The 24866-nt window shown below is 71.5% G+C and carries 27 protein-coding genes, 1 tRNA gene and 2 riboswitches; of the genes, 18 read left to right on the forward strand and 10 right to left on the reverse strand.

What is annotated here, in order from left to right; genetic code table 11:
* Positions 1–58: 58 nt before the first annotated feature.
* Positions 59–1393 (reverse strand): nicotinate phosphoribosyltransferase, encoded by a 1335-nt coding sequence (locus AC5WAM_RS25210; RefSeq protein WP_366795993.1) that lies wholly within the window; start codon positions 1391–1393, stop codon positions 59–61.
* Positions 1394–1473: 80 nt separating this feature from the next.
* On the opposite strand from AC5WAM_RS25210, the gene clpS reads away from it, so the two are divergent.
* Together clpS and AC5WAM_RS25220 are read left to right on the forward strand one after the other, a co-directional pair.
* Positions 1474–1791, forward strand: coding sequence for an ATP-dependent Clp protease adapter ClpS (clpS, locus tag AC5WAM_RS25215; protein WP_366795994.1), 318 nt, complete (start codon positions 1474–1476; stop codon positions 1789–1791).
* Positions 1792–1802: 11 nt separating this feature from the next.
* On the forward strand, positions 1803–2411 hold the full coding sequence (locus AC5WAM_RS25220; protein ID WP_366795995.1) for a DUF2017 domain-containing protein: 609 nt from the start codon (positions 1803–1805) through the stop codon (positions 2409–2411).
* A 258-nt stretch (positions 2412–2669) separates the two neighbouring features.
* Here AC5WAM_RS25220 and AC5WAM_RS25225 read toward each other — a convergent pair whose 3' ends face one another.
* Positions 2670–2825: a hypothetical protein gene (locus AC5WAM_RS25225; protein ID WP_161624867.1), complete on the reverse strand. Its 156-nt coding sequence runs from the start codon at positions 2823–2825 to the stop codon at positions 2670–2672.
* Between AC5WAM_RS25225 and AC5WAM_RS25230 the strand changes: the two genes are divergently transcribed.
* The 8 genes from AC5WAM_RS25230 to AC5WAM_RS25265 all read left to right on the forward strand — a co-directional run bounded on the left by AC5WAM_RS25230 (position 2824) and on the right by AC5WAM_RS25265 (position 9643).
* Entirely contained in the window at positions 2824–4302 is a 1479-nt protein-coding gene (locus AC5WAM_RS25230) for an amino acid permease (RefSeq protein ID WP_495518882.1), read from the forward strand. The genes AC5WAM_RS25225 and AC5WAM_RS25230 overlap by 2 nt on opposite strands.
* A gap of 177 nt (positions 4303–4479) precedes the next feature.
* Complete coding sequence (locus AC5WAM_RS25235; protein WP_242718548.1) at positions 4480–4902, forward strand: M67 family metallopeptidase; 423 nt, start codon at positions 4480–4482, stop codon at positions 4900–4902.
* A 2-nt stretch (positions 4903–4904) separates the two neighbouring features.
* A riboswitch (cobalamin riboswitch) is annotated at positions 4905–5021 on the forward strand.
* Positions 5022–5066: 45 nt separating this feature from the next.
* Positions 5067–6035 (forward strand): ABC transporter substrate-binding protein, encoded by a 969-nt coding sequence (locus AC5WAM_RS25240; RefSeq protein ID WP_495518883.1) that lies wholly within the window; start codon positions 5067–5069, stop codon positions 6033–6035.
* Positions 6036–6187: 152 nt separating this feature from the next.
* Entirely contained in the window at positions 6188–7189 is a 1002-nt protein-coding gene (locus AC5WAM_RS25245) for a FecCD family ABC transporter permease (protein ID WP_366795998.1), read from the forward strand.
* The gene (locus tag AC5WAM_RS25250; RefSeq protein WP_366795999.1) at positions 7186–8031 is read left to right on the forward strand and encodes an ABC transporter ATP-binding protein; all 846 of its coding nucleotides are present in this window, start codon (positions 7186–7188) and stop codon (positions 8029–8031) included. Before AC5WAM_RS25245 ends, AC5WAM_RS25250 begins: the two co-directional genes overlap by 4 nt.
* A 92-nt stretch (positions 8032–8123) precedes the next feature.
* Positions 8124–8228, forward strand: coding sequence for a putative leader peptide (locus tag AC5WAM_RS25255; RefSeq protein ID WP_318783814.1), 105 nt, complete (start codon positions 8124–8126; stop codon positions 8226–8228).
* 160 nt (positions 8229–8388) lie between these two features.
* Positions 8389–8676 (forward strand): MoaD/ThiS family protein, encoded by a 288-nt coding sequence (locus AC5WAM_RS25260; protein ID WP_138959951.1) that lies wholly within the window; start codon positions 8389–8391, stop codon positions 8674–8676.
* A 16-nt stretch (positions 8677–8692) separates the two neighbouring features.
* Entirely contained in the window at positions 8693–9643 is a 951-nt protein-coding gene (locus AC5WAM_RS25265) for a PLP-dependent cysteine synthase family protein (RefSeq protein WP_366796000.1), read from the forward strand.
* A 267-nt stretch (positions 9644–9910) separates the two neighbouring features.
* Here the strand turns inward: AC5WAM_RS25265 and AC5WAM_RS25270 are convergent, their stop codons facing one another.
* Together AC5WAM_RS25270 and AC5WAM_RS25275 are read right to left on the reverse strand one after the other, a co-directional pair.
* Positions 9911–10342 carry a type II toxin-antitoxin system PemK/MazF family toxin gene (locus tag AC5WAM_RS25270; protein WP_366796001.1) on the reverse strand — a complete coding sequence of 144 codons (432 nt, stop codon included), beginning with the start codon at positions 10340–10342 and terminating at the stop codon, positions 9911–9913.
* 25 nt (positions 10343–10367) lie between these two features.
* Positions 10368–11447, reverse strand: coding sequence for a hypothetical protein (locus AC5WAM_RS25275; RefSeq protein ID WP_495518884.1), 1080 nt, complete (start codon positions 11445–11447; stop codon positions 10368–10370).
* Between the two features lie 219 nt (positions 11448–11666).
* Between AC5WAM_RS25275 and AC5WAM_RS25280 the strand changes: the two genes are divergently transcribed.
* Positions 11667–12419 (forward strand): MBL fold metallo-hydrolase, encoded by a 753-nt coding sequence (locus AC5WAM_RS25280; protein ID WP_366796003.1) that lies wholly within the window; start codon positions 11667–11669, stop codon positions 12417–12419.
* Positions 12420–12545: 126 nt separating this feature from the next.
* Here AC5WAM_RS25280 and AC5WAM_RS25285 read toward each other — a convergent pair whose 3' ends face one another.
* Positions 12546–13796 carry a PTS transporter subunit EIIC gene (locus tag AC5WAM_RS25285; protein WP_495518885.1) on the reverse strand — a complete coding sequence of 417 codons (1251 nt, stop codon included), beginning with the start codon at positions 13794–13796 and terminating at the stop codon, positions 12546–12548.
* A gap of 228 nt (positions 13797–14024) precedes the next feature.
* The gene (locus AC5WAM_RS25290) at positions 14025–15338 is read right to left on the reverse strand and encodes a PTS transporter subunit EIIC (RefSeq protein WP_138959946.1); all 1314 of its coding nucleotides are present in this window, start codon (positions 15336–15338) and stop codon (positions 14025–14027) included.
* A 222-nt stretch (positions 15339–15560) separates the two neighbouring features.
* On the opposite strand from AC5WAM_RS25290, the gene AC5WAM_RS25295 reads away from it, so the two are divergent.
* From AC5WAM_RS25295 to rdgB, 4 genes are all read left to right on the forward strand, one after another.
* Positions 15561–15794, forward strand: coding sequence for a PTS sugar transporter subunit IIB (locus AC5WAM_RS25295; protein ID WP_030686811.1), 234 nt, complete (start codon positions 15561–15563; stop codon positions 15792–15794).
* 309 nt (positions 15795–16103) lie between these two features.
* Positions 16104–16835, forward strand: coding sequence for a ribonuclease PH (gene rph, locus AC5WAM_RS25300; RefSeq protein ID WP_495518886.1), 732 nt, complete (start codon positions 16104–16106; stop codon positions 16833–16835).
* Between the two features lie 124 nt (positions 16836–16959).
* Entirely contained in the window at positions 16960–17358 is a 399-nt protein-coding gene (locus AC5WAM_RS25305) for a hypothetical protein (RefSeq protein WP_138959944.1), read from the forward strand.
* Positions 17359–17455: 97 nt separating this feature from the next.
* Positions 17456–18058, forward strand: coding sequence for an RdgB/HAM1 family non-canonical purine NTP pyrophosphatase (gene rdgB, locus AC5WAM_RS25310; RefSeq protein WP_138959943.1), 603 nt, complete (start codon positions 17456–17458; stop codon positions 18056–18058).
* A gap of 92 nt (positions 18059–18150) precedes the next feature.
* On the opposite strand, the gene AC5WAM_RS25315 is transcribed toward rdgB, so the two are convergent.
* The 3 genes from AC5WAM_RS25315 to bcp form a co-directional block, all read right to left on the reverse strand.
* Positions 18151–18234: transfer RNA gene (locus tag AC5WAM_RS25315), tRNA-Leu, on the reverse strand.
* A 47-nt stretch (positions 18235–18281) separates the two neighbouring features.
* A complete protein-coding gene (gene proP, locus AC5WAM_RS25320; RefSeq protein ID WP_366796005.1) occupies positions 18282–19808 on the reverse strand; it encodes a glycine betaine/L-proline transporter ProP in 1527 nt (508 codons plus the stop codon).
* Between the two features lie 121 nt (positions 19809–19929).
* A complete protein-coding gene (gene bcp / locus AC5WAM_RS25325; protein WP_138959941.1) occupies positions 19930–20397 on the reverse strand; it encodes a thioredoxin-dependent thiol peroxidase in 468 nt (155 codons plus the stop codon).
* Between the two features lie 143 nt (positions 20398–20540).
* Between bcp and AC5WAM_RS25330 the strand changes: the two genes are divergently transcribed.
* From AC5WAM_RS25330 to AC5WAM_RS25340, 3 genes are all read left to right on the forward strand, one after another.
* Positions 20541–20867, forward strand: a complete 327-nt coding sequence (locus tag AC5WAM_RS25330; protein WP_138959940.1) for a DUF3618 domain-containing protein — start codon at positions 20541–20543, stop codon at positions 20865–20867.
* Positions 20868–20964: 97 nt separating this feature from the next.
* A complete protein-coding gene (locus tag AC5WAM_RS25335; RefSeq protein WP_051707732.1) occupies positions 20965–21267 on the forward strand; it encodes a GroES family chaperonin in 303 nt (100 codons plus the stop codon).
* Positions 21268–21321: 54 nt separating this feature from the next.
* Positions 21322–21391, forward strand: a riboswitch (guanidine-III (ykkC-III) riboswitch).
* Positions 21392–21420: 29 nt separating this feature from the next.
* The gene (locus AC5WAM_RS25340; RefSeq protein WP_495518887.1) at positions 21421–21741 is read left to right on the forward strand and encodes a DMT family transporter; all 321 of its coding nucleotides are present in this window, start codon (positions 21421–21423) and stop codon (positions 21739–21741) included.
* A gap of 60 nt (positions 21742–21801) precedes the next feature.
* On the opposite strand, the gene AC5WAM_RS25345 is transcribed toward AC5WAM_RS25340, so the two are convergent.
* Positions 21802–24792 (reverse strand): transglycosylase domain-containing protein, encoded by a 2991-nt coding sequence (locus tag AC5WAM_RS25345; protein WP_495518888.1) that lies wholly within the window; start codon positions 24790–24792, stop codon positions 21802–21804.
* Between the last annotated feature and the right edge of the window lie 74 nt (positions 24793–24866).

The following is a 24866-nucleotide window of genomic DNA, read 5'->3' on the forward strand; positions in this document are numbered from 1 at the left end:
CGTTAGCTGGATGAATCGAGCGTAGAGACTTCACGTCCGTTGCGGGAGGGGGCGGCGGTCACACGAACTCCGTGGGGATGACGGCCTCGCCCCGCGAGAGCTGGGTCGCCGAAAGGGGCAGCGCGGCCCGCGCCGCCGCGTGCCGGTCGCGGACGGTGTCCAGGGGCTCCCGGGCGAGCACCGCCCCGCCCTTGATCAGCTGGACGTGGAGCTGGTGGTCCGCCAGGTCCGCCGGGACCGGCCCGGTGCCGACGACCTCGGCCTCGGCGACCCCCTGGGCGTCGGGGCGGCGCGCGGCCCACTTGCGTCCGCCCAGGGACGACTTGGCGCCGAGCGACTTCTTCGCGACGGGTTCGAGGGGCGCCTCGGGGTCGGCGGAGCGGGCGCGGGCGACCAGCTTGTAGACCATGGAGCAGGTGGGGTGCCCGGAGCCGGTGACCAGCTGGGTGCCCACGCCGTACGCGTCCACGGGCGCGGCCGCCAGCGAGGCGATGGCGTACTCGTCCAGGTCGGAGGTGACCACGATCTTGGTCTGGGTGGCGCCGAGCTCGTCCAGCTGCTGTCGCACCCGGTGTGCGACCAGGAGGAGGTCGCCGGAGTCGATGCGGACGGCGCCGAGCTCCGGGCCCGCGATCTCGACGGCCATCCGGACGGCCTCGCCGACGTCGTAGGTGTCGACGAGCAGGGTGGTGCCGCGGCCGAGGGAGTCCACCTGGGCGCGGAAGGCGTCGCGCTCGCTGTCGTGGACGAGGGTGAAGGCGTGCGCGGAGGTGCCGACGGTCGGGATGCCGTAGCGGAAGCCCGCGGCGAGGTCGGAGGTGGTGGTGAAGCCGCCGACGTAGGCCGCCCGGGACGCGGCGACGGCCGCCAGCTCGTGGGTGCGGCGCGCGCCCATCTCGATCAGCGGCCGCCCGCCCGCGGCGGAGGCCATCCGGGACGCGGCCGCGGCGATGGCCGAGTCGTGGTTGAGGATCGACAGGACCACGGTCTCCAGGAGCACGCACTCCGCGAAGCTGCCCTCGACCCGCAGGATCGGTGAGCCGGGGAAGTACACCTCGCCCTCCGGATAGCCCCACACGTCCCCGCTGAAGCGGTACGAGGCGAGCCACCGCAGGGTCGGCTCGTCCACGACGCCGCGCTCGCGCAGGAAGGAGAGGACGTCCGCGTCGAAGCGGAAGTTCTCCACGGCGTCCAGGACCCGGCCGGTCCCGGCGACCACTCCGTAGCGACGGCCCTCGGGCAGGCGGCGCGTGAACACCTCGAAGACCGAGCGGCGGTGCGCGGCGCCGGACTTGAGTGTGCCCTGCAACATCGTCAACTCGTAGTGATCCGTGAAGAGCGCGGTCGACGGTACGTCGACCGGCAGCCCCAGCTCATGCTCCCCAGAGTTCATATGACGGATGCTACCGCTCATCTCGTCACTCTGACGATTTCGGGGGTCCGTTTGTGCGGTCACCCCCGGCGGGTGGCAGCATGGGACAGGTGAGTAGCGCGGCTCCTGCAGAGATCACCCGCCCGGACGCGGACGAAGAGACCTTCGTGGTCCCCGAACCCGACGTCCCCTGGATCACCCTGGTGCACAACGACCCGGTGAATCTCATGAGCTATGTGACGTACGTCTTCCAGACGTACTTCGGGTACTCCAAGGACAAGGCGACCAAGCTCATGCTCGACGTCCACCACAAGGGCCGCGCCGTCGTCTCCTCGGGAACGCGCGAGGAGATGGAGCGCGACGTGCAGGCCATGCACGGGTACGGACTGTGGGCCACCCTGCAGCAGGACCGGAAGTAGCGACGCGACCGATGCCAGGACAATTCGAACCGATCCCGGGGGGCGGCGCGGCCGTCGCGCTCGACGAGGTCGAGATCTCCATCATCCGCTCCCTCGCCGTGCAGCTCCTGGAGCTGATCGGCCCCGGCGACGAGCCCGCGGGCGCCGACGACGACCTCTTCGCCGAGCTCTTCGCGCCCGGCCCGAGCGAGCCGCCTGCCGACCCGGTGCTCAAGCGGCTGCTCCCGGACGCGTACGGCGGCCCCGGCACCGAGGACGCCTCCGAGGTGCAGGCCGCCGAACTGCGGTCGTACTCCGCGGAGTTCCGCCGCTTCACCGAGAACGACCTGCGGGCGCGCAAGCGGGACGACGCGCTCGCGGTGGTCCGCTGCCTGGACGCACTGACCGTCGCGGGCGAGGGCGGCGCCGTCCTGAAGCTGTCCGTCGACGACTCGCGCCGCTGGCTCGGCGCGCTCAACGACCTGCGGCTCGCGATCGGCACCCGCCTGGAGGTGACCGACGAGGAGGACACCGACCTCCTCTACCGACTGCCGGACTCCGATCCGCGCAAGCCGATGGTGATGGCGTACCTGTGGCTGGGGGGACTCCAGGAGACCCTCGTCGACACGCTGACCGGATGAGGCGGGACCCGACCGGGCGTGAAGTTCTTCCGATGGCCGGTGTGAAGGTTTTCTGTCGGACGGGGTGACGGTTTCCCGGCGTCCGCGTGACGTCTTCTTGAAGATCGTGGACGTTCGCTCAACGGACGCTCAAATCCGGATAACGATCAGGTCACCACACCGTCCGCATATGTGGTCCGATGTGAGTTTTGTCCGCTTCTTCCTGTGGTGTGCGCCATAGCGGACTCATTCGATCACTGTGACGGTCGTGATAAATGTTCACGACCGCTCGGTGACGCCACCCATGTCGCCGACGGCACGCCAGGGGCCGACTGACCGTCGGCGGCACTCCATCACCATTCGGGGGATCACGACCTGGTCCGCGGCGAAACCGCAGTTCGCGGCGCGGATCAGCATGGAGAAAGGCGTCACCATGACCTCAGTGCAGGTCGAAGAGCATCACGACGGCAATGGGGCCGCGGCGGGCGCGGACGCGTCCGGCGAGAACGAGGGCTATCAGCGCGGGCTCGGTGCCCGGCAGATCCAGATGATCGCGATCGGCGGTGCCATCGGCACCGGGCTGTTCCTCGGCGCGGGCAAGGCCATTCACAAGGCCGGGCCGAGCCTCATCCTCGCTTACGCCATCGCGGGCCTCGTCATCTTCTTCATCATGCGCGCGCTCGGCGAGCTCCTGATGTACCGGCCCGTGTCGGGTTCGTTCTCGGAGTACGCCCGCGAGTTCGTCGGCCCGTTCTTCGGATTCGTGACCGGTTGGACGTACTGGCTCTTCTGGGTCGTCACCGGCATCACCGAAGTCACGGCGGCAGCCCAGTACATGCAGTACTGGACCCATGGCTCCGTTCCGCAGTGGGCCTACGCGCTGATCTTCACCGTCATCCTGTACGGCGCCAACCTGATCTCCGTGAAGCTCTTCGGCGAGCTGGAGTTCTGGTTCTCCATGGTCAAGGTCACCGCCATCATCGGCATGATCCTGATCTGTGCCGGCATCCTCACCATCGGCTTCTCCGACGCCGGGGACAGCGCGTCCGTCACGCACCTGTGGGACAACGGCGGCTTCTTCCCCAACGGCATCGGCAACACGCTGATGACCCTCCAGATCGTGATGTTCGCCTTCCTGGCCGTGGAGCTCGTCGGCGTCACCGCGGGTGAGTCCAAGGACCCGAAGAAGACCCTGCCCAAGGCGATCAACACCGTGCCGTGGCGCATCGCCGTCTTCTACGTCGGCGCCCTGATCATGATCCTCTCGGTCGTCCCGTGGACGTCCTTCCAGCCCGGTGTCTCCCCGTTCGTCGCGGCCTTCGAGAAGATGGGCCTCGGCATCGGCGCCGCGATCGTGAACTTCGTGGTCCTGACCGCCGCGCTCTCCTCCTGCAACTCGGGCATGTACTCCACCGGCCGCATGCTGCGCGACCTCGCGCTCAACGGCCAGGGCCCGAAGTTCTTCACCAAGCTCACCAAGAACGGCCTGCCGCTGGTCGGCACCACCGCGTCCGCCGCGCTGATGCTCGTCGGCGTGTGGATCAACTACCAGTGGCCGGGCGAGGCGTTCAACTACGTCGTCTCCTTCGCCACCATCTCCGGCATGTGGGCCTGGATCATGATCCTGGTCTCCCAGATCAACTACCGCCGCAAGGCCGACCGCGGCATCCTGCCGCAGTCCACCTTCCGCGCCCCGGGCGCCCCGTACACGAGCTGGTTCGCGCTCGCCTTCATCGGCATGGTCATCGTGATGATGGGCATCGACAAGGACGCCCGGATCTCGCTGTACTGCGCCCCGATCTGGGCCGCCATCCTGTGCGTGTCCTACCTGGTGCTCAAGAGCCGCAACCCGGAGGCCGCGGCCTTCAAGAAGCGCCAGCACGCTGCCGCTGTGCCTGGGGCCAAGGACTGACCACTGCGTCTCACGGAGCTGCGGGCCGTCTGTGGCTGGTCGCGCCCACGCGGCGGAGCCGCTGATCGGCACTGCCCCGCGCCCCTTCGGGGTGCTGCCCACGATTCGGGCCGTCGCGTATCACATGGTGGTACGCGGCGGCCCTTTCGTACGTCCGTGCTGCTTATCCTGGCCCACATGCTGACCATCACCCAGGCCCTGCGGGACGAGATCGTCGCGCACGCGCGCAAGGACCACCCCGACGAGGCGTGCGGCGTCGTCGCGGGCCCGGCGGGCACGGACCGCCCCGAGCGGTTCGTCCCGATGCTGAACGCGGCCCGCTCGCCCACGTTCTACGAGTTCGACTCGGCGGACCTGCTCAAGCTGTACCGCGATCTTGACGACCGCGACGAGGAACCCGTCGTCATCTACCACTCGCACACCGCCACGGAGGCCTACCCCTCCCGCACGGACATCTCGTACGCGAACGAGCCCGGCGCCCACTACGTCCTGGTGTCCACCGCCGACGCCGACGACGCGGGCCCCTTCCAGTTCCGCTCGTTCCGCATCGTGGACGGAGAGGTCACCGAGGAAGACGTCCAGGTCGTACAGGCATACTGAAGCCGACCTTCGAGGCGGCAGGAGCCAGGAAGCCGGTGTGAGTCCGGCGCGGTCCCGCCACTGTGACCGGCACGCGCGCGTGCCGGGAGTCAGGAACTGACCTGCCGCCTCCTCCCACTTGACGCAGGGGACGCGGAAATCCCCTGGAGGAGGACCGCACAGTCATGCGCATCCGCGTGCTGCTCGTCGCCGCGGCGACCCTGCTCCCGCTCACGGCCTGCTCGTCGTCCGACGGCTCCGGCTCCGACGGCTCGGCCGGGAAGCCCAAGGCCGCCGGATTCCCGTACACCGTCACCAACTGCGGTGTGAAGACGACGTACAAGGCGCCCCCCGAGCGCGCCGTCCCCATGAACCAGCACGCCACGGAAGTCCTCCTGGAGCTCGGCCTCAAGGACCGCATCGCCGGGACCGCCTACCTCGACGACAAGGTGCTCCCGACGTACGCGAAGGACTACGCGTCCCTGCCGGTGCTCGCCAAGGAGTACCCCTCGTACGAGAAGCTCCTCGCCGCGAACCCCGACTTCGTCTACGGCGGCTACTCCAGCGCCTTCGCCGCCGGTGAGGGCCGCTCCCGCGAGGCCCTCGCCAAGTCCGGGATCAACAGCCGCCTGAACATCGAGGGCTGCGCCGAGAAGCCGGTCACGATGGACGACGTCTACCGCGAGGTGCGCGAGACCGGCGCCACCTTCGGCGTCCGCGACCGCGCCGAGAAGTGGGTGCGCACCGCCGAGGCCGAGCTGGCCCGCGCCGCGAAGAAGTCCAAGGGCGGCAGGACCCCGTCGGTCTTCGTCTACGACAGCGGCGACAAGACCGCCTTCACCGCGGGCGGCAAGGGCATCGGCAACGACATCATCGAGCGCGCCGGCGGCCGCAACGTGATGGCCGACCTCGACAAGCCCTTCGGCGACGCCTCCTGGGAGACAGTGGTCGACCGCCGCCCCGACGTCGTCCTCATCTACGACTACGGCGCGACGACCGTGGCCCAGAAGAAGAAGCGCCTCCTGGACGACCCGGCCCTCAAGGACGTCCCCGCCATCAAGAACAAGCGCTTCGCGGTCCTGCCCCTGTCGGACGTGGTCCTCGGCGTACGCGCACCAAAGGCGGTGGAGAAGCTGGCGGAGCAGCTGCGGTGACCAGCACGGAGAAGCCCGCCCGGGACATCCAGCCCGTCCGGCGTTTGAGGACGAGCCGCGGAGCGGCGATAAGGGGGTCCGGGGGCGCAGCCCCCGGCTTCGGGAAGGGGCGGGCTTGGGGAGCCCCCGGCAGGGCCCGCTACGCCGTCCTCGTGGCCACGCTCACACTCGCCCTCGCGGCCGCAGGCATCGCCGCGCTGACCTACGGCTCCGTCAAGATCCCGCCCGCCGAGGTCTTCGCCATCCTCACGGGCAGGGCCGAAGGACCGTCCCCGTACCGGACCATCGTCCTCGACGTCCGCCTCCCGAGGGTCCTGCTCGGCGCGGCCGTCGGCGCGGGGCTCGCCGTCATCGGCACCGCCCTCCAGGCCCTGGTCCGCAACCCGCTGGCCGACCCGTTCCTGCTCGGCGTCTCCTCCGGGGCCTCCGCGGGGGCGGTCGGCGTGATCGTGCTCGGCTGGGGCGCGGGCCTGGCCATCACGGTGACCATCCCGGCGGCGTCGTTCGCGGGCGCGTTCCTCGCGCTGCTCGTCGTGTACGTGCTGGCCCGGGAGCCCGGCGGCGGCTTCACCACCGGCCGCCTGGTCCTCGCGGGCGTGGCCGTCTCCTACGTCCTGTCCGCCCTGACCAGCCTGATCCTGGTGGTCTCGGCCCGCGCCGACCACCTCCAGGAGGTCCTGTACTGGACGCTCGGCGGCCTCGGCAGCGCCCGCTGGGACATGCTCGCCGTGCCCCTGACCGTGCTCGCGCTCGGCACGGCCGTGCTCCTCGCGCTCGCCCGGCCGCTCGACCTGCTCCTGGTGGGGGAGGAGGGCGCCACCGTCCTCGGCCTGGACACGGCCCGGTTCCGCGCGGGCGTCTTCGTGCTCGCCTCGCTGGTGACCGGAGTCCTCGTCGCGCACAGCGGGGCCATCGGCTTCGTCGGCCTGATGGTGCCGCACGCGGCCCGCATGCTGGTCGGTGCCGGACACCGGGCGCTGCTGCCGGTGGCGGCGCTGATGGGCGCGGTGTTCCTGGTCGTCGCCGACCTCGCGGCGCGCACCCTGGCGGCACCGCAGGACATCCCCGTGGGCGTGCTCACCGCGCTCACCGGCGGCCCGTTCTTCCTGTGGCAGCTGCGCCGGGCCCGGACGCACGAAGGGGTGACGGCATGACCGAAGGACGACGACCGCCCGCCGAGGCCGGGGGCCCGCTCCCCGGCGCCGGGCGCCTGCGCGCCGAGGACCTCACGTACGACACCCCGTCCGGCCGCCGTCTCGTCGACGGCGTCTCGCTCACCGTCTCTGCGGGCGAGACGGTCGGCATCGTCGGCCCCAACGGCAGCGGCAAGACGACGCTGCTGCGCTGCGTCTACGGCGCGCTCGCGGCCACCGCGGGGCGGGTCCTGCTCGACGGCGCCGACCTGGCGGCGGCCGGGGTCAAGGCGCGGGCCCGCCGCGTCGCGACCGTGCCGCAGGACGGCCACGCGGGCTTCGAACTCACCGTCCGCCAGGTGGTGGCCATGGGCCGCTCCCCGCACAAGCGCTTCTGGGAGGCCGACACCACCACCGACCGGGCCATGGTGACCGACGCCCTGGGGCGCGTCGGCGCGGCGGACCTCGCCGACCGCCCCTTCGGGCAGCTCTCCGGCGGCGAGCGGCAACGGGCCCTGCTCGCCCGCGCGTTGGTGCAGGAGCCCGCCGTCCTCGTGCTCGACGAGCCCACCAACCACCTGGACATCCGCTACCAGCTGGAGATCCTCGGCCTGGTCGGGCAGCTCGGCACGGCGAACCTGCTCGCCCTGCACGACCTGACCCTGGCCGCGTACTACTGCGACCGCCTGTACGTCCTCGACGGCGGCCGCGTCGTCGCGTCCGGGCCCCCGGTCGAGGTCCTGACCGGCGAACTCCTCGCGGAGGTGTACGGCGTCACGGCCGAAGTGGCCGTCCACCCGGCCACCGGAGCCCCCACCGTCACGTATCTGCCGGGCCCGTCACGGCGCGTCCCCGCGCCCTGAGCGGCCCGCCCGCGTCCGGGTGCCGAGCCGGATCCGTCCGGTATCCGAGATCACATTCCGGGACCCGGACCGGGAATCGATACGATGACCCCATGGTTTCGAACGACGTGAGCATCGATACGACGCCGGGCGCCCTGCTCGTCGGCCGGCTGCACGTCGACCTGTGCCGTCTCGCCAGCGCCATCTGTCGGCGCTGAGGCGCCGCCGGGCGCCGGGCCGCGCCCCGCGCTCCCGGGCCGGGGGCGCCGCCCGCCCGCGCACCGGGCGGCCCGCCCCTCGCGCAGTTCCCGCAGTGCTCGCAGTCCCGCACTTCTCGCAGTTCCGGTAGTCCGCCCCTCCCGACAGGAGCCCATCGCCATGGCCATCGAGGTCCGCATCCCGACCATCCTCCGCACCTACACCGGCGGCGAGAAGGCCGTCGAGGGCAACGGCGACACCATCGCCGCGCTCTTCGCCGACCTGGAGACCCGGCACGCGGGCATCCAGGAGCGCCTCATCGACAAGGACAAGGGCAACGAACTGCGCCGGTTCGTGAACGTGTACCTGAACGACGAGGACGTCCGCTTCCTGGCGGGCGTCTCCACCGAGCTCACCGACGGCGACAGCGTCACGATCCTGCCCGCCGTCGCGGGCGGCATGGTCTGACGGCCGCGGCCGCCGCATGCGTTACGACTCCCCGCTCGCGGCCGTCGGCAACACGCCGCTGGTCCGCCTGCCGCGCCTGTCCCCGTCCGCCGACGTCCGCGTCTGGGCCAAGCTGGAGGACCGCAATCCGACCGGCTCCATCAAGGACCGGCCCGCGCTCCACATGATCGAACAGGCCGAGAAGGACGGCCGGTTGACCCCCGGCTGCACCATCCTCGAACCGACCTCGGGCAACACCGGCATCTCGCTCGCCATGGCGGCCAGGCTCAAGGGCTACCGCATCGTGTGCGTCATGCCGGAGAACACCTCGCGGGAGCGGCGCGAACTGCTCACGATGTGGGGCGCCGAGATCATTCCGTCGCCCGCGGCGGGGGGCTCCAACACCGCGGTGCGCGTCGCGAAGGAGCTGGCGGCCGAGCACCCCGACTGGGTGATGCTCTACCAGTACGGCAACCCGGACAACGCGGGCGCCCACTACGCCACCACCGGCCCCGAGGTCCTCGCCGACCTGCCCTCGATCACCCACTTCGTGGCCGGGCTCGGCACCACCGGCACGCTCATGGGCGTCGGCCGCTATCTGCGCGAGCACAAGCCCGACGTGAAGATCGTCGCCGCGGAGCCGCGCTACGACGACCTCGTCTACGGCCTGCGCAACCTCGACGAGGGCTTCGTCCCCGAGCTGTACGACGAGTCGGTCCTCACCACCCGCTTCTCCGTGGGCTCCGCCGACGCGGTGACCCGCACGCGCGAGCTGCTCAAGGAGGAGGGCATCTTCGCCGGAGTCTCCACCGGCGCGGCCCTGCACGCGGCCATCGGCGTCGGCCGCAAGGCCGTCAAGGCCGGGGAGCAGGCGGACATCGTCTTCGTGGTGGCCGACGGCGGCTGGAAGTACCTCTCGACGGGCCTGTACACGGCCGCCACGACGGAGGAGGCCATCGCCACGGTCCAGGGCCAGCTCTGGGCGTAGCCCTGGGGGGCGCCCTGGAACCGGTCGGTCGGCCTGCGGCCTCGTCCTCAAACGCCGGACGGGCTTGAAGGATCTCGGTCCGGGCCGGACGCCTTCTGCGGACACGCAGACGCCGTCGGCGGACCCGCGGACGAGATGAGGCCCGCAGCGGCACCATCCAGCCCGTCCGGCGTTTGAGGACGAGGCGCGGAGCGCCGAAAACGGGGGGCACGGGGGGCGGAGCCCCCCGAATCGGGAAGGGGCGGGCCTGGGGCGCACCGCGAGGGGTCAGCCGCCGCCGAGGTACCGCACCTGGTCCCACAACGCCGGGTCCACCACCCCCGCCCGCCGCCGGAAGTCCCCGGCCCACAGCTCCCGCACCCCCTCCGGCTCCAGGAAGCTCGCGCGCCCCTGGACGTCGCCCACGGTCCCGGGCGGCAGCGGAATCACCCCGGCCCGCTCGTCGTGGAACCGGGTGGTGATGGTCGCGACGCGCACGGCGTCACCCCGTACGGACAGGACGAGGAAGGGGCGCTCGGCCTCGTCGGCCACGGCCCACCAGATCTCCGCGGCCCGCGGCCGGACCGGCGCCCCCGAGGCGGACCGGCGCGCCGTGCGCCCCGCGCCGCGCGGGCGCCCGCGCCCCCACCCGTCCACCACGGTGGCCACCAGGGCGAGCACCACCACCGCGGCGAGGGCAAGCCACCAGGACGTGTCCATAGCCCCGACGGTACCGGCGGGCCCCTCAGCCCGCCGCCCGCGCCGGCGAAAGGAGGGCGCCGAGGACCACGGGAGCGTCCTCGCGCGCCAGGGCGATGACGACCGGCTCGGCGCCGTCGAGGCACTCGATGAGGACGGTGTCGTACGTGCCGCCGCCCGGCCCCAGGACGGTGTCGCCGGGCCGCGGCGCCCGGACCTCGTGCACGGTCAGTGACGGCGGCAGCGGCCTGCGGGCGACGCGCCCGTCGGGGTCGGGCGTCACCGCGGGCGGCCCGTCCCCGACGACCAGGTGGTCGAAGCCGTCCACGCTGTAGGGCACGTCCCCGAGCACGGCCGCGCGCACGCACCGCCTCCCGGCGGGCGGCACCGGGACGATGTCGCTGGTGTCGACGGCCCGCCGCTCCCGCCGCCGCGTGCGCCGGGCGACCAGAGCGGTGAGCACCGCCACCGCAGGCACCCCGAGGGCCGTGACCAGCAGGGCGCCGCGCACGTCCGGGCAGGCCTGGGCCGCGACGAAGCCGAGGCAGCCCAGGAGCGCCCCGGCCACGGGCCCCACGGAGAGCTGCCAGGCGCTCGCGTGCGCGGCGCCGGCGTACCTGCGGCGCCACCACAGGACCGCCGCCAGGACGCCGAGCCCGACGGGCAGCGTCAGCAGGCCGATGCCGAGGGGGAGGCGCCAGTCGTCGGCGGGCGAGGCCTCGGTCTCCTCGGCGGCGGTGCCGAACCGCACGCGGCGGATCTCGCCCCGCCAGTACGTCAGCGACACCCGGTCCCCGGCGCGCACGGCGTCGTGCAGCCTCGATCCGGACATGTGCACGCGCCGCACCCGGTCGTCGCCGCGCTCGGTGACGCGGAGCCAGTAGTCGGCCTTCCGGCCCCGGGCCTTCTCCTCGGTGCCCGTGACGGTCGCGGCCACCGTCGTCGTGCACGAGTCCGTCCTGGCCCCGGCCGCGCAGGCGGGCGCGGCGGCGTACGCGTGCCCCCGCGCGAGCGCGCCCGGCACGGCGGCGAAGAACCCGACGGGGACCAGCAGGAGCACCAGCGCGCAGCAGACCGCGAGCACCGGCCGCCACCGACCGGCCCGGCTCCCCGTTCGCCCCGCCATCCCCGACACTCCCGCAGCCCTCCCGGACCCAGCCAAAACCTTCCCTCCCAGTGTCCCCCGCCGCCCCACCCCGAGGCGGCCCCCCGAACCGGTGACACCCCAGGTGAGTTCGCCCACAACGGCCCACGACGGAGGAGCGAGGCGCCGTTTCGCGCCTTACGCTCGTCGGACCGCACGCCCCCGAATTCCCCCGACCGCCAGCGCGGAGGTTCCAGCTATATGAAGCTCACCGTCGTCGGCTGCTCGGGGTCGTTTCCGTCCGCGGACTCGGCCTGCTCGAGCTACCTCGTCGAGGCCGACGGCTTCCGGCTGCTGCTCGACATGGGCAACGGCGCCCTGGGCGAGCTGCAGCGCCACATCGGTCTGTACGACCTCGACGCGATCTTCCTCAGCCATCTGCACGCCGACCACTGCATCGACATGTGCGCGTACTTCGTGGCCCGCTACTACCGGCACGAGGGCGGCCGCTGCGCGCCCATCCCGGTGTACGGCCCCGAGGGCACCGAGCAGCGCCTGACCACGGCGTACGCCGACACGCCCTCCGCGTCCTCGATGAGCGAGGTCTTCGACTTCCACACGGTCAAGCCGGGCGCCTTCGACATCGGCCCGTTCGCGGTGCGCACCGAGAAGGTCTGCCATCCGGTCGAGGCGTACGCCGTGCGCGTCGAGCACGGCGGCAGGTCGCTCACGTACTCCGGCGACACGGGCCCCTGCGCGGCGCTCGACGAACTCGCCACCGGCACCGACCTCTTCCTGTGCGAGGCCGCGTTCACGCACGGCAAGGAGAACATCCCGGACCTGCACCTCAACGGCCGCGAGGCGGGCGAGTCCGCCTCGCGCGCGGGCGCGGGCCGGCTCGTCCTGACCCACATCCCGCCGTGGACGGACCCCGCGGTGAACCTCGCGGACGCCCGCGCCGTGTTCGCGGGCCCGACGGAGCTGGCCGTGCCCGGAGCGTCGTACCAGCTCTGAGCCGCCGTATCGATACGCCCCCGGACCGGCGCGCACCGCGGGGGAGGCCCGGCACGACGAAAAGGCCCCGGCACGACGAAGGCCCCGGAACCGAGCGGTTCCGGGGCCTTCGCGCTGCCTGAGGGGCTACGCCTTCGTCAGGTCCTCGATCTCCTCCTCGGGCTCACGGCCCGGGGTGGGGATGTTGAACTTGACGATCGCGAAGCGGAAGACCACGTAGTAGACGGCCGCGAAGACGAGGCCGATCGGGATGATCATCCAGGGCTTCTCGGCGAACTTCCAGTTCAGGACGTAGTCGATGGCACCGGCGGAGAAGGTGAAGCCGTGGTGCACGCCGAGCGCCCAGGTGACCGTCATGGCGACGGCCGTGAGGACCGCGTGGATCACGTACAGGGCCGGGGCGATGAACATGAACGCGAACTCGATCGGCTCGGTGATGCCGGTCACGAACGAGGTGAGCGCGAGGGACATCATCATGCCGCCGACGACCTTGCGGCGCTCGGGGCGCGCGGTGTGCGTGATGGCGAGCGCGACGGCGGGCAGCGCGAACATCATGATCGGGAAGAAGCCGGACATGAACTGACCCGCGGTCGGGTCACCGTGCATGAAGCGCTGGATGTCGCCGTGCCAGACGGCACCGGCGGAGTCCGTGAAGGAGCCGATCTCCTGCCAGGCGACGGTGTTCACGAACTGGTGCATGCCGACGGGGAGCAGCCCGCGGTTGACCACGCCGAAGATGCCCGCGCCGATGGAGCCGAGGCCGGTCATCCACTCGCCGAAGTTGGTGATCGCGTCGCCGACCGGGCCCCAGCACAGGCCGAAGAAGACGCCCAGGGCGGTGCCGATGAAGGCCATGATGATCGGCACCAGACGGCGGCCGTTGAAGAAGCCGAGCCAGTCCACCAGCTTGGTGCGGTGGTACTTCTGCCAGACCACGGCGGAGATCAGGCCCATGATGATGCCGCCGAAGACCTTGGGGTCGTTGTACGTCGCGGCGACGTCGGCCCCCTTCATGATCTTCGCCTCGGTCACCGGGAACGCCTTCAGGACGTTCGTGTAGACCAGGAAGCCGACGAGCGCGGCGAGGGCCGTGGAGCCGTCCGCCTTCTTCGCGAAGCCGATCGCGACGCCGATGCAGAACAGCATCGGCATGTTCGCGAACACGGCGTCACCGGCGTTGGCGAACACGGTGGCGACCTTGCCCCAGCCCAGGCCGTCCGCGCCGAACACGTCCGGCTGGCCGAGGCGGAGCAGGATGCCCGCGGCGGGCAGCACGGCGATGGGCAGCTGCAGGCTGCGGCCGACCTTCTGCAGACCCTGCAAGAGGCCGGCGCCCCGCTTCTTCGCGGGCGCCGCCTTGGCGGTGGCCGTACTCATGACTTCCTCCATGTGCGGGTGCTGTCAGGGGACAGTTCGGGGGGTCGACAGCATCCAGGTGGTCTACACCACTCAGTGGTGTAGACCTGTTGTAACACGGTCAAGGCGGCATAAGGAACCCGCGATTCCTGTGGCCTGGGCCATATCGGCACAAGCATGACGAAAGGCCCCGGGACCAGGGGTCCGAGGGCCTTTCCGAAGGCTCTGAAGCGAGGTTCCGCTTGAGTCTTACGCTTTAGTCTGTTCTGCGTCCAACGCCTTTGCCTCTTCTTCCGGTTCGCGGCCCGGGGTGGGCAGGTCGAACTTGTGGATGACGAAGCGGAACAAAGCGTAGTAGACGACCGCGAACGCCAGGCCGATCGGGATGATCAACCAGGGCTTGGTGGCCAGGCTCCAGTTGATGACGTAGTCGATGAGACCCGCCGAGAAGCTGAAGCCGTCCTTCACGCCGAGCGCCCACGTCACCGCCATCGAGACGCCGGTGAGCACCGCGTGGATCGCGTACAGGAGCGGCGCGATGAAGAGGAAGGAGTACTCGATCGGCTCGGTGATGCCGGTGACGAAGGAGGTCAGGCCGACCGAGAGCATCATGCCGCCGACGACCTTGCGGCGCTCGGGCCGCGCCGCGTGCGTGATGGCGAGCGCGGCGGCGGGCAGCGCGAACATCATGATCGGGAAGAAGCCCGAGGTGAACTGGCCCGCCGTCGGGTCCCCGGCGAGGAAGCGGTTGATGTCACCGTGCACCACGGTGCCGTCCGCCTTGGTGTAGTCGCCGAACTGGAACCAGACGAAGGTGTTCAGGAACTGGTGCAGGCCGACCGTGAGCAGCGCGCGGTTGGCCACGCCGAAGATGCCCGAGCCCAGCCAGCCGAGGTCCACCAGCCACTTGGAGAAGCTGGTGAGCCCGTCGCCGATGGGCGGCCAGACCCAGACGCACAGGCCCGCGAAGACCAGGCCGACGAAGGCCATGATGATCGGTACGAGCCTGCGGCCGTTGAAGAAGCCCAGCCAGTCCACCAGGCGCACCCGGTGGTAGCGCTGCCAGAGCCAGGCCGCGAGCAGGCCCATCACGATGCCGCCGAACACGCCCGGATTCTGGTACGAGGCCTGCGCCGAGGTGCCGTCCTCGGCCACGCACACCCCGCTCCACATCCCGGCGCCCGCGAAGTCGGCCCCGGCCGCGCAGTCCTCGGGGAAGGCGCGGAGCACCGCGTAGTAGACGAGGAAGCCCGCGACGGCGGCGAGGGCGGTGGAGCCGTCCGACTTCTTGGCCATGCCGATCGCCACGCCGATGCAGAAGAGGAGCGGCAGACCGAGCGAGGAGTCGAGCAGGGCGCCGCCCGCGGCCGCGAAGACCTTGGCGACGTTCGTCCAGCCCAGGCCGTCGTCGCCGAAGACGTCCGGTTGGCCGAGCCGGTTCAGGATGCCCGCGGCGGGCAGCACGGCGATGGGCAGCTGGAGGCTGCGGCCCATCTTCTGAAGGCCCTGGAAGAGGCCGTTCCACCACTTCTTCTGCGGTGCCGCGGCGGCGTCCGAACTCATCGGCGTTCCTCCTGGAACCGGCCAGTTTGGCGGTCGTTGAAAACTGGTGTAGACCAGTTGCGGACGGGTGTGCGGTGGCCCCCTGGTCAGGGACGACACCTTGATCGTCATGATGGGGTGCGGCCGCCGTGACCGCCCGCGAAGATGGGCCAACCGTGCGTTACCGTGACAAAGCGGACCTACGGTGTCGTGGCCGCGTCCTTTCACAGCAGGGAGTAAGCAATGGCCAGCAAGGCTGAGAAGATCGTTGCCGGGCTCGGCGGCATCGACAACATCGAAGAGGTCGAGGGCTGCATCACCCGTCTCCGCACGGAGGTCAACGACGCGGGCCTGGTCGACGAGGCCGCCCTGAAGGCCGCGGGCGCGCACGGCGTCGTGAAGATGGGCACGGCGATCCAGGTCGTCATCGGCACGGACGCGGACCCGATCGCGGCGGAGATCGAAGACATGATGTGAGCGACTTCGCTCCCGCTGGGGGGTGCGGGTCCGGGCAGCCGGGGCCGCGCCCCTTTTGCGTTGCCCGGGGTGGCGTCCCTCGGGCTGCTGCCGGGGCCTGGTGCCGCGGCGCGGGGCGGCTGTCCTCTGTGCCCGCCCATCCCCAAGCTCTCGGCTTCGCTCGAGCAGGGGAGGCCCCACTCGCCCTCTGGGCGGACCAGCCGCCCACAGGGACCCAGGGAGGAGGGCGGGACAGCCGCCCGCCGGTCGTCCGTAGCGGAGCGGGTGAACCGGTCGGGTGGGTTCCGAGGGGACTATAGGGTCGTTGGCATGTCTCGATTCGACGGTCGTACCCCCGCCCAGCTTCGTCCCGTTTCCATCGAGCGGGGGTGGAGCAAGCACGCCGAGGGCTCCGTCCTCGTCTCCTTCGGCGACACCAAGGTCTTCTGTACGGCCTCCGTCACGGAGGGCGTGCCCCGCTGGCGCAAGGGCAGCGGCGAGGGGTGGGTCACCGCCGAGTACTCGATGCTGCCGCGCTCCACCAACACCCGCGGCGACCGCGAGTCCGTGCGCGGCAAGATCGGCGGCCGCACGCACGAGATCTCCCGCCTCATCGGCCGCTCGCTGCGCGCCGTCATCGACTACAAGGCGCTCGGCGAGAACACCATCGTCCTGGACTGCGACGTCCTCCAGGCCGACGGCGGCACCCGCACCGCCGCCATCACCGGCGCGTACGTCGCGCTCGCCGACGCCGTCTCCTGGGCGCAGGGCAAGAAGCTCATCAAGGCGGGCCGCCAGCCGCTGACCGGCACCGTCAGCGCCGTGTCCGTCGGCATCGTCGGTGGCGTGCCGCTGCTCGACCTCGCCTACGAGGAGGACGTCAAGGCCGACACCGACATGAACGTGGTGTGCACCGGCGATGGCCGGTTCGTCGAGGTCCAGGGCACCGCGGAGGCCGAGCCGTTCGCGCGCGACGAGCTGAACGCCCTGCTCGACCTCGCCGTCGGGGGCTGCGCGGAGCTGGCCGCGCTCCAGCGCGAGGCACTGGATTCGGCCAAGTAGCCGTCGATGTAAAGGGGTTCGCCTCCCGGCGAGCAACCGTCCCGCCGACCACGGGCGTTCTATGAGGTGGAGCGTGCGGGAACGACCGCACGCTCGCTCACCGCATAACGGGAGGGAACCATCCATGGCCGTGCGCCACCGACGGGTCACCGTCGCCATAACCACCGCCCTGATCGCCGTACCGGCGACGCTCGGCCTGGTCGCCTGCGACCCGAAGGACGCCGTGGACTGCGTCAAGGCGGCCGACGCCGTGTCGGACGGCGCCGACGCGCTCCGGCAGGCCGCCCAGGACGCCGTCCTCTACCCGGACCGGAAGTCCGAGAAGCGCTTCGACAAGATCCGGGGCGACCTCGACGACATCCGCAGGGACCACGAGGACGACGAGGACATCAGCGACGCCGTCGACGAGATGCAGAAGGCCGTCGACAACGTGGAGAAGGCCGTCGACAACGGCGACAAGACGCCCGACCTCCGCCCGATGGCGAACGCCGCGGGCAAGGTCACCAAGGCCTGCACGAACTGACGCGGGGCCAGGGCCAGGGCGAACCGACGCGGCGGGACGGCCGGGGGCACCCCCGGCCGGGCGGCCGGGTCCCGGTGACGGGACGGATACTGGTCCCATGACCCGTCTCATCCTCGCCACCCGCAACGCCCACAAGGTCACCGAGCTCAGGGCGATCCTCGCCGCCGCGGGCCTCGACCACGAACTCGTCGGCGCGGACGCCTACCCCGAGATCCCCGACGTCAAGGAGACCGGGGTCACCTTCGCCGAGAACGCCCTGCTCAAGGCGCACGCCCTGGCGCGGGCCACCGGCCTGCCCGCCGTCGCCGACGACTCCGGGCTCTGCGTCGACGTGCTCGGCGGGGCGCCCGGCATCTTCTCCGCGCGCTGGGCGGGACGCCACGGCGACGACAAGGCCAACCTCGACCTGCTGCTCGCCCAGCTCGGCGACATCGACGAGGCCCACCGCGGCGCGCACTTCGCCTGCGCCGCGGCCCTCGCCCTGCCCGACGGCACCGAGCGCGTCGTCGAGGGCCGGCTGCGCGGCACCCTGCGCCACGCCCCCGCGGGCACGAACGGCTTCGGCTACGACCCGGTCCTCCAGCCCGAGGGGGACACCCGGACCTGCGCCGAGCTGACGGCCGAGGAGAAGAACGCGATCAGCCACCGCGGCGAGGCCTTCCGCGCCCTGGTGCCGGTGGTGCGGGAGCTGCTCGGCTGACCCGGCGCGCACAGACGGCGAAGGGCGCCCCCGCGTGCGGCGGGGGCGCCCTTTCGTACGTCTGCTTCCGAAGGCGGCAGGGCCCTCGCGAGTGCGGCCGGAGGGACTCGAACCCTCACGGGTGTTACCCCACTGGGACCTAAACCCAGCGTGACTGCCAATTCCACCACGGCCGCGTGCCGCCCCATCGTAATGGGCGCCCGCCCGCGGTCGCCGGGCGGAGTCAGAACTCGGGTGCCGCGGCCCGCGCCTCGACCAGGTCGGCGGCCTCCTCCTCGGTCTCGACGCACGGCGGGGAGCCGCTGAGCGGCCGCTGCGCCGTCTCCTTCAGACAGGCGACCGCGGCGATGCCGACGCCCGCCGCCGCCATGGAGTAGTAGGCGGGCATCATGTCCGAGCCCGTGACGCTGATCAGCGCGGTGATCACCAGCGGCGCTGTGCCGCCGAACAGCGAGGCGGAGAGGTTGTAGCCCACCGACAGCGAGCCGTAGCGCACCGGTGTCGGGAACAGCGCGGGCAGCGTCGCGGACATGGTGCCCAGCAGACACACCAGGGACAGGCCGAGCATCAGCACGCCCGCCGCGACCGCGACCAGCGCACCCTGCTTGATCAGCAGGAACGCCGGGACCGGCAGCACCAGGAAGCCCACCATGCCGGTCATCAGGAGCGGCTTGCGGCCGAAGCGGTCGGACAGCGCGCCGACCCGGCTGATCACCAGCATCAGCGCGAGCATCGTCACGATGAGGATCACCAGACCGTGCGTGTCGTCGTAGCCCAGCTCGTCGGTCAGATACGTCGGCATGTACGACAGGAGCGTGTAGTGGGCGATGTTGTACGCGCCGACCAAGGCGACGCACAGCACCAGCGGCCGCCAGTGCTCGCGGAAGATCCTGGCCAGATCGCCCTTGGCGGAGGTCTCGACGGCGGACGCGGCGTCCGACGCGGGGTGGCGGCTCTCGTCCGTGAGCTTCTGGAACGCCGGGGTCTCGTCCAGGCGCAGCCGCAGATACAGCCCGACCAGGCCGAGCGGGCCCGCCACCAGGAACGGCACGCGCCAGCCCCACGCCTCCATGGCGCCGTCGTCGAGCACGGTCGTCAGGATCGTGACCAGGCCCGCCGCGCCCGCGTACCCGGCGAGCGTGCCGAACTCCAGGAAGCTGCCGAAGTAGCCGCGCCGCTTGTCCGGCGCGTACTCGGCGATGAAGGTGGACGCGCCGCCGTACTCGCCGCCGGTGGAGAAGCCCTGCACCATGCGGAAGAGGATCAGCAGCACCGGGGCCCAGAAGCCGATGGTGGCGTAGCCGGGGATCAGGCCGATGGCGAAGGTGCCCGCCGCCATCAGGATCATCGTCAGGGCCAGCACCTTCTTGCGGCCGACCTTGTCGCCCATCGGCCCGAACACCATCCCGCCGAGCGGCCGCACCAGGAACGAGACCGCGAAGGTGGCGAACGACGAAAGCAACTGGACCGTGCTGTTCCCGGACGGGAAGAAGACGTGCCCGATGGTGACGGCCAGATAGCTGTAGATGCCGAAGTCGAACCACTCCATGGCGTTGCCGAGCGACGCCGCCTTCACCGCGCGGCGCACCGCCGCGTCGTCGGTGACGGTGACGTCGGTGCGCCGCAGGGGCGGGTTCCGGCGCCGTCTCACCGTGCGGAAGAGGAGGCGGTGACGCTTCACCGCCTCCGGGTCGGCGCCGGGGGCGAGGGGGTCGGTCCCCGGGTCGGCCTGGTACCTGCTGGCCGCCATGGAAGGAGTCCTTTCGGAGCGGGTGGGTCTCCAGGACGCCTACTCCGAGCCCGCGATCGCAAACGAAAGCCCCCTGCCGGAGGGGGCTTTCTCACATCCGCCGCGGCGGATGCGCGCGTCGTCAGATGCCGAGATCGCGGATGATCTTGGCCACGTGGCCGGTCGCCTTCACGTTGTAGAACGCGTGTTCCACCTTGCCGTCCTCGTCCACGACGACGGTCGAGCGGATCACGCCCGTCACCGTCTTGCCGTACAGCTTCTTCTCGCCGAAGGCGCCGTACGCCTCCAGGGTCTCCTTGGCCGGGTCGCCGACCAGCGTGACCTTCAGGTTCTCCTTCTCGCGGAACTTCGCGAGCTTCTCCGGCTTGTCCGGGGACACCCCGATGACGTCGTAGCCCGCGGCCGCGAGCACGTCCAGGTTGTCCGTGAAGTCGCAGGCCTGCTTGGTGCAGCCGGGGGTCAGGGCGGCCGGGTAGAAGTACACGATCACCTTGCGGCCCTTGTGGTCCGCGAGGGAGACCTGCTTGCCGTCGGCGTCGGGCAGGGAGAAGGCGGGGGCGGTGTCGCCGGGCTGCAGTCGCTCGCTCATTCTTGGGCTCCTCACGGTGCGCGTACGCACCAAGCTGTGGTGACGGAGACGAGCGTAATAGGGGTGCCGTGGGGTGCGGCGCGGGCGAAGCTGACAGACTGTGGAGGTCCGAGTACACATACACACCCCACGGAGGCAGCGCGGTGTCGGATGCGGATGCCAGGACCCCTGCGCAGATCGAGGCGGACATCAAGCTCCGGCGCGAGCAGCTCGCCGAGACCCTCGACGAGATCGGGGTGCGGGTCCACCCGAAGACGATCGTCGGCGACGCGAAGGCGAAGGTCGCGGCCAGCGTGGACAACACCCTCGGGCGGGCCTACGTCGGGGCGAACCGCTTCGTCTCCGACGTGCGCGGTCAGCTCGTCTCGGCGGACGGCCAGCCACGCCTGGAGCGGATCGTGCCGGTGGCCCTGGTGGTCGTGGGTCTCGTGGGGCTCCTCGCCGTCGGATCCCGGCGTCGCAAGGGCTGACCCGGGGGCGTACAGGGCGCGTGCGGGCAGGTAGGTTCGGGGCGTGAGCGCCAAGACACAGGAATCAAGCACCCACGACGACAAGCTGCCGATCCGGATGCTGCACGACCGCGTGCTCGTGCGTCAGGACACCGCCGAGGGCGAGCGGCGCTCCGGCGGCGGCATCCTGATCCCGGCGACCGCGGCCGTCGGCCGCCGGCTCGCCTGGGCGGAAGTGGTCGCCGTCGGGCAGAACGTGCGCACGGTGGAACCGGGCGACCGGGTGCTCTACGACCCGGAGGACCGGGCCGAGGTCGAGGTGCGGGGCACGGCGTACGTGCTGATGCGCGAGCGCGACCTGCACGCGGTGGCCGCGGACCGCTTCGAGGGCTCGGAGGACTCCACGGGGCTCTATCTGTAGCCCGCGCACCGGGTGTGCGAAGGGGCTGGTGACCATGGTCACCAGCCCCTTTTGCCTGTCTTTTGCTACCGTGGAGGGACCCCGACGAGACGCGCCGTACCGGGCCCCGCAAAGACGACGCACCCCTGAAGTCTCGTTCTCGGAGGTTCCGTCATGGCCTGGGTCCTGCTCGTCGTCGCCGGTCTGCTCGAAGTCGGCTGGTCGATCGGCATGAAGTTCACCGAGGGGTTCACCCGCCTGTGGCCGAGCGTGTTCACCGGCGCGGGCATCGTCGCGAGCATGGTCCTGCTGTCGTACGCGGCCAAGACGCTCCCCGTCGGCACGGCCTACGGCGTGTGGGTCGGCATCGGCGCCGCGGGCGCCGCGGTGGTCGGCATGGTCGCCCTGGGCGAGCCCACCACCGCGGCCCGGATCTTCTTCGTGTGCCTGCTGCTCGTGGCCGTCGTCGGCCTGAAGGCGACGAGCGGCCACTAGCCCCGCAAGGGGCGCGGGGAACCGCACGCTCGGCCCCCGCGCACCCGCACGATCACACGATCAGCCGTCGCGGTCCCGCCCACCGGGCCCCACGGTGAGTCCGCCGAGGGCCCCCTGGGCGGCCCCGCCCTGGTCACCGCCGCCGCCGTCCGCACCGCCGCCGCCGTCCGCCGCACCGCCGCCGTCCGCGGCACCACCGCCATCGGCCGCGCCGCCCTGGGCCTGGCCCTGGTTCTGCCCCTGGTTCTGGCCGCCCTGGTCGCCGCCACCGGTCTGGCCGCCCTGGTCGCCGCCGCCGGTCTGGCCGCCCTGGTTCTGCCCGCCGGTCTGGCCGCCGTCCGTGGTGCCGCCGTCGGTCCGGCCGCCGTCGTCCGCGCCGCCCGTCGCCCCACCGGTGTCGTCGCCCTCGTCGGGCTCCTGCGCCGACTGCGACGGGTCCGGCGCGGCCGGCTCCTCGGAGCCCGGCTCCAGCTGGAGGTCGAACTCCTTGACGGGCTTGCCCGCCAGGGCGTCCTTGGTGAACTGCGCCCACACCTTCGCCGGGTAGCCGCCGCCGTTGATGCGGGTCTCGCCGAGCGCCCCGTACAGCGGCGTCTGCGTCGCCGTGACCGGGTCCTGGCCCATCACCGCGACCACGGTGGCGAGGTCGGGGGTGTAGCCCGCGAACCAGGCCGCCTTGTCGTTCTCCGCCGTACCCGTCTTGCCCGCCGCCGGACGGCCCGCGGCGAGGGCCTCGCGGCCGGTGCCGGACTGCACCACGCTCTGCAGGATCGACGTCGTCGTGTCCGCGGCCTCGCGGCTCACCGCCGTCGACGTCTTGCGCTGCGGCAGCGCGATGTCCTGGCCGTCCTTGCTGATCTTCTCGACGAGCGTGTACGTGCCGTGCTTGCCGTGGTTGGCGAGCGTCGCGTACGCCTCGGTCATGTCCAGGACGGACGCCGTGGACGGGCCGAGCGCGATCGACGGGGACGCGGTCAGGTCCGGCGTCTTCGCCGGGACGCCGAGCGCGACCGCGGTCTCCTTGACCTTGTCCGAGCCGACGTCGACGGCCATCTGCGCGTACACCGAGTTCACGGACTTGTCCGTGGCCTCGCGCACGCTGATGTCGCCGTACTGGTAGTCGTCCTCGTTGGCGGGCGCGTACGTGCCGCCGTCCCAGCCCTGGACCGGGCGGCGGTTGTTGCCGTCGTAGACCGTGTTCGGCGTGATCGGGCGGCCGTCCTGCGTGGTCGAGTCGTTCTCCACCGCCGAGGTGAACACGAACGGCTTGAAGGTCGAGCCGACCTGGTAGTCGCGCCGGGTCGCGTTGTTCACGAACTGCTTCGTGTAGTCGATGCCGCCGTACATCGCGACGACCTTGCCGGTCTTGGGGTCCACCGAGGCGCCGCCGACCCGCACGTCCTTGTCGATCTTGCGGGCCTTCTTGTCGATCTTCGACATGACCTGCTCGTCGACGGCCTTCACGAAGGCGTCCTGCTTGGGCTTCTGGAGCGTGGTGGTGATGCGGTAGCCGCCCTTGCTGAGGGCGTCCTCGTCGACGATCCGGTTCTCGATCAGATAGTCCTCGACGGCCTTCACGACGTAGCCGCGCTGGCCGGAGAGGCCCGGCGCGCCCTTCGCCTGCTCCGGCATCGGGAACTTGACCTTGTCCCGCTCGGCCTTGTCGAGCCAGCCCTCCTTGACCATGCCGTCCAGGACGTAGTTCCAGCGCGCGACGGCGCGCGGCTTGTTCTCCGGGTGCGTCGCCACGTCGTAGGCGTTGGGGGAGTTCACCAGGGTCGCCAGGTAGGCGCCCTGGCCGACGGACAGGTCCTCGACGTCCTTGCCGTAGTACGCCTGGGCCGCGGCCTGCACGCCGTACGCGCTGCGGCCGAAGTAGCTGGTGTTCAGATAGCCCTGGAGGATCTCGTCCTTGCTCACCTCGCGGTCCAGCTTGATCGCGATGAAGAACTCCTTCACCTTGCGCGAGACCGTCTGCTCCTGCGCCAGGTAGTAGTTCTTCACGTACTGCTGGGTGATCGTCGAACCGGACTGCTTGCCCTTGCCGGTGAGCGTGTTCCAGCCCGCACGGAGCATCGCCTTGGGGTCGACGGCGGACTCGCTGTAGAAGTCCCGGTCCTCGGCGGCGAGGACCGCGTGCTGGACCTTCTTGGGCACCTTCGACAGCGGCACGTTCTCGCGGTTGACCTTGCCGTCGCGGGCGATCTCGGTGCCGTCGGAGTACAGATAGACGTTGCTCTGCTTGGTGGCCATGGCGTTGGCCGGCGGGATGTTCACGAGGAAGTAGCCCGTCATGAACGCGCCCACGCCGAGCAGGATGAACAGGATGAAGGCGCCGAGCACCATCCGCCAGGTCGGGAACAGGCGCCGCCAGCCCTTGCGCTTGGGCCGCTTCGCCTTCTTGCCCTTCTTGCCCTGCTGGCCGGGCGCGACGGGTCCGGCGGGGCTCGCCCCGTCGCCGTCGCCCGTGCCGCCCTCGCCGGGGTCGCGGGGCGCCCAGCCCTGCGGCCGGCCGTTCCCGGGCTCCTGGTGCCCGGCGCCTGGCCCCTCGGGCCGCACGGGCCGCAGCCGGGTCGTGGCGGGGCCGCCCTTCGCCGCGGCGCCCGCGGCCCCGGCAGCGCCCGCGGCGCCCGCGGCCCCGGCCCCCTGGGCACCGGCCTTCACGGGGCGGATCTGCTGGGTCGCGGGGTCGTTCGCCCCGGCGGCCGGGCCGCCCTGGGGCGTCGCGGCGGAGCCGTCCTTGCGCAGGGGCGCGGCGTCGCCCCCGCCCTTGCCCCGCGGCGCGGCGCCCCGGTCCGTGACCGGCCGGATCTGCTGGGTGGCGGGGTCGGGCGCGCCCTGGCCGGGGCGCGCGGCGGGGTCATCCCGGCGTGCGGGCCCGTCACCCTTGCCGGGGACGCCCGGGCGCCCCGCGTCGGCGGGGCGGCGGGCCCCCTCGGGGGCGTCCTGGCGCGGGGCCGCAGGCCCGTCCTCGGGGGCGGCGGGCTCCCCGGGCCCGTCAGCGGGCCCGCGCCCGGGGCCACGCTGCTGCTGCGGCTCGTCGCTGCTCATGTCTCGCGGAACTCCCAGTTCGCGTCGTACGCCTCGTACGACCCATTGCACACTGTCTCCGCATGCCTTTCTGA

Source organism: Streptomyces sp. JLYT201 (assembly GCF_059448825.1).